This is a genomic window from Bacillus sp. JJ722 (assembly GCF_036963345.1).
In the GTDB taxonomy this organism is placed as follows: domain Bacteria; phylum Bacillota; class Bacilli; order Bacillales; family DSM-1321; genus Bacillus_AD.
On the sequence record NZ_JBALMO010000364.1, the window covers coordinates 1 to 3617 of the forward strand.

A 3617-nucleotide genomic window follows, 5' to 3' on the forward strand; every position below is an offset into this window, starting at 1 on the left:
CATAACTCAATTTTATAATTATAAAAAATAGATTAGGTGATGTCATCTGATAAGAAAGTGTGAATTCAATGATGTTATGGAAAAATATTGGTAATATAAGTGGTTTAGTTTTTATTTGTAGTGCCATATTATATCTATTGATACCTTCAACATGGGTAATTGCCCTTTATTGTTTGGCTGGGATTGTTTTTGTGATTGCTACTTTATACTTCTAGATTGCTATAAACTGCTTTGTTAAAAATGAACCTACAAGAAACAATAACAATTCGATTGTAATTGTTTCTTGTAGGTAAATATATAGTATTATCTTGTATCAAGAAATCGAAATTGAGTGGCTTAGTAACAAGGAAATGAGTGTTATTTTCTATAAAAACGTAAAAAATATGAAATGGATAGGTATGTCAACGGTACCAAAGTAGTATACATATATAAATAACAGAAGCAAACCTCTTATTCTTCTAAATTTTCTAAAAATTTTTACTAATTTTAATTGAAATTTTTTGAATTGTGTATATAATTTAATTTAACACATGAACGCAAAAAAGGAGCATACATCGGGATTTACCAGAAAAAGAGGGGGATTTCATTTGAAAAATCTAAAGTTACAAGCCACTGCTGGATTATTGTCCATTTTGCTTCTTGCAGGTTGTGGTACAGACAAAGCAGACGATAAACCAAAAAATAATGGCGCCGATAAAGAGGAAACGTATACTATTGGTTTCACTCAGTTTGTACAGCATGCTTCTCTCGATGAAGCAAGTAAAGGCTTTAAGAAAGCCCTTGAAGAAAAGGGTGTTAAGGTTGAATATGATGAGCAAAATGCTCAAGCAGATCAAAACAACACGATTACTATTGCTAATAATTATGTAACACAAGGCGTGGATTTAATTTTTGCTAATGCGACTCCTAGTGCGCAAGCTGCTCTAAATGCTACGAAAGATATTCCAGTAGTATTTACTTCTGTAACTGATCCAGTTGGAGCAAAATTAGTACAATCTATGGAAAAACCAGGTGGAAATGTAACAGGAACATCCGATGCAAATCCTGAAGCTATTTCTAGTACAATCAAATTCATGGCAGAAGAAATGGACGTTAAAAAGATTGGTACAGTCTATAATACTGGCGAGCAAAACTCTATCACACAAGTTAAAAGTGTAGAGAAAGAAGCAAAGAAAGCTGGTATTGAACTAGTTGAAGCTTCTGTATCTACTTCTGCTGATGTAAAACAAGCCACAGAATCGCTTGTGGGTAAAGTAGACGCTTTTTATATCATTACTGACAATACAGTTGTCTCTGCTCTAGATTCAGTAATCATGGTTGCCAATGATAAAGATATTCCACTTTTTGTTGGAGAACTAGATTCAGTTAAAAAGGGTGGTTTCGCAGCATATGGCTTTAACTACTTCGATATTGGTTACCAAGCGGGCGAAATGGCGGCTGAAATCTTAAAAGATGGTAAAAAGCCAGCCGATATTCCAGTTCAATTTCCAGAAAAGATTAAGCTTGTAATCAATGAAAAAGCAGCTAAAGAAATGGGTATTACGATTAAAGAAGAATGGAAGAAAACAGCTGAATTGATTCAGTAATTAATATGGTAAAGGCTGACTATAATAGAGCTTCATTTTCAAGTAGAATTTGAAAATGAAACTCTTAAGGTCAGCCTTATTGCCATTTTGTGAAGTAGAAGATACTGAATTAACTAGTATTTACATCCAATAATTGAGAGGGAGAGGTACATGCCTGGAGCAATTTTTAGTTCGGTAGAAGCAGGAATCATTTACGCTATTATGGCGCTAGGGGTATATTTATCATTTCGTATATTAGATTTTCCAGATTTAACGGTTGACGGAAGCTTTGTTACGGGGGCTTCAACGGCGTCAATACTAATTATTAACGGTTATTCTCCTTTACTTGCGACGATCGTTGCTTTATTCGCTGGTTTTCTAGCGGGATCTGTGACAGGTTTGCTGCACACAAAGGGTAACATTAACCCGTTGTTATCGGGAATTTTGATGATGATTGCTCTATATTCTATTAATTTACGAATTATGGGGAAATCCAATATTCCTTTATTATCTGAGGAAACACTTGTTACGAAGATCCGTGATAGTTGGTCTAGCTTAGGCTTGGACAATGTAACAGGGAATATTTTAAGTACTGTGGGATTAGAAGGTACTTTACCATCAGGTTGGGGAATTTTACTTGTTATGTTTGTGGTAACTTTTATTATTAAATTATTGATTGATGCTTTTTTGAAAACAGATGTTGGTTTAGCGTTAAGAGCAACAGGTGATAACGAGGGCATGATTCATAGTTTTTCAGCGAATACGAGCAATTATAAAGTATTAGGTTTAGGTATTTCTAATGGGCTTGTTGCTTTGTCAGGTGCATTGATCGCACAATATGGTGGATTTAGTGATGTTGGAATGGGAATTGGGATGATTGTTATTGGTCTTGCTTCCGTTATTATTGGAGAAGCTGTGTTTGGTGCTAAAACAATCGTTCGCGCAACATTGGCTGTTATTGGAGGAGCGATTATTTACCGTATCGTAGTAACGTTGGCATTACAGGTGAAATTCCTTGATACGGGAGATATGAAATTAATTACAGCAATCATTGTTATTATTGCTTTAATTCTTCCAAAAATAATTGATAAACAAAAGCAAAAGAAACGTAAGCGAAAAAGATTACAAGAGCTTAAAGTATCAAATGCAAACAGCATGTCTAACGGAGGTGACCAAGTTGCTCCAGCTAAACCAAATTTATAAAGTCTTTAATGAAGGCACTCCAGATGAGAAAATTGCACTCACAGATATTGATTTGCAATTAGCTAAAGGAGATTTTGTTACAATTATTGGGAGTAATGGTGCTGGAAAATCAACATTAATGAATATGATTTCCGGTAAGTTGACGCCTGATATTGGGCAAATTGTGATTGACGGAAAAGATGTTACTTCATTGTCAGAATATAAAAGGGCGGTTCATATTGGTCGCGTATTCCAAGATCCGATGGCTGGAACGGCCCCGACTATGACAATTGAAGAAAATTTAGCGATTGCTTATTGTAGAACGAGAAAACGTGGTTTGCGTTTTGGAGTGACGAAGAAACGTAGAGACTTTTTTAAAGAAAAATTAGAAACATTAAGCCTTGGTTTAGAGAATCGCTTTCAAGCAAAGGTTGGCTTATTATCAGGCGGAGAGCGTCAAGCTTTATCATTACTTATGGCAACTTTTACTGAACCGAAAATTTTGCTTTTAGACGAACATACAGCTGCTCTTGATCCATCGCGAGCTGAGCTTATTACCAACCTAACGAAGAAAATTGTTGCTGATTATGGACTAACTACTTTAATGGTTACACATAATATGCAACAAGCGCTTGATTTAGGTAATCGACTCATTATGATGGATAAAGGTCAAATCATTTTCCAAAGTAATAAAGAAGAGAAACCACTTCTTACGATTGAGAAATTATTGAATGAATTCCAAAGAATCCGCGGTGAGCAAATGACGAATGATCGTGCGATGCTTGTATAAGAATAAAAAATCCCTTTTCTGTAATAGGAAAGGGATTTTTATTTTTATTTAGGAATTTATCCCGTTCTAACTGGCGCTAA

The 3617-nt window shown here is 35.0% G+C and carries 3 protein-coding genes; all 3 read left to right on the forward strand.

All coding sequences use genetic code 11. The features are described from left to right. Positions 1–530 precede the first annotated feature (530 nt). Positions 531–1586, forward strand: a complete 1056-nt coding sequence (locus tag V7014_RS26175; RefSeq protein ID WP_438824984.1) for an ABC transporter substrate-binding protein — start codon at positions 531–533, stop codon at positions 1584–1586. 150 nt (positions 1587–1736) lie between these two features. Further along, the gene (locus V7014_RS26180) at positions 1737–2768 is read left to right on the forward strand and encodes an ABC transporter permease (RefSeq protein ID WP_335511902.1); all 1032 of its coding nucleotides are present in this window, start codon (positions 1737–1739) and stop codon (positions 2766–2768) included. Beyond that, the gene (locus tag V7014_RS26185) at positions 2743–3537 is read left to right on the forward strand and encodes an ABC transporter ATP-binding protein (protein WP_335511903.1); all 795 of its coding nucleotides are present in this window, start codon (positions 2743–2745) and stop codon (positions 3535–3537) included. Before V7014_RS26180 ends, V7014_RS26185 begins: the two co-directional genes overlap by 26 nt. The last annotated feature ends 80 nt before the right edge of the window (positions 3538–3617 follow it).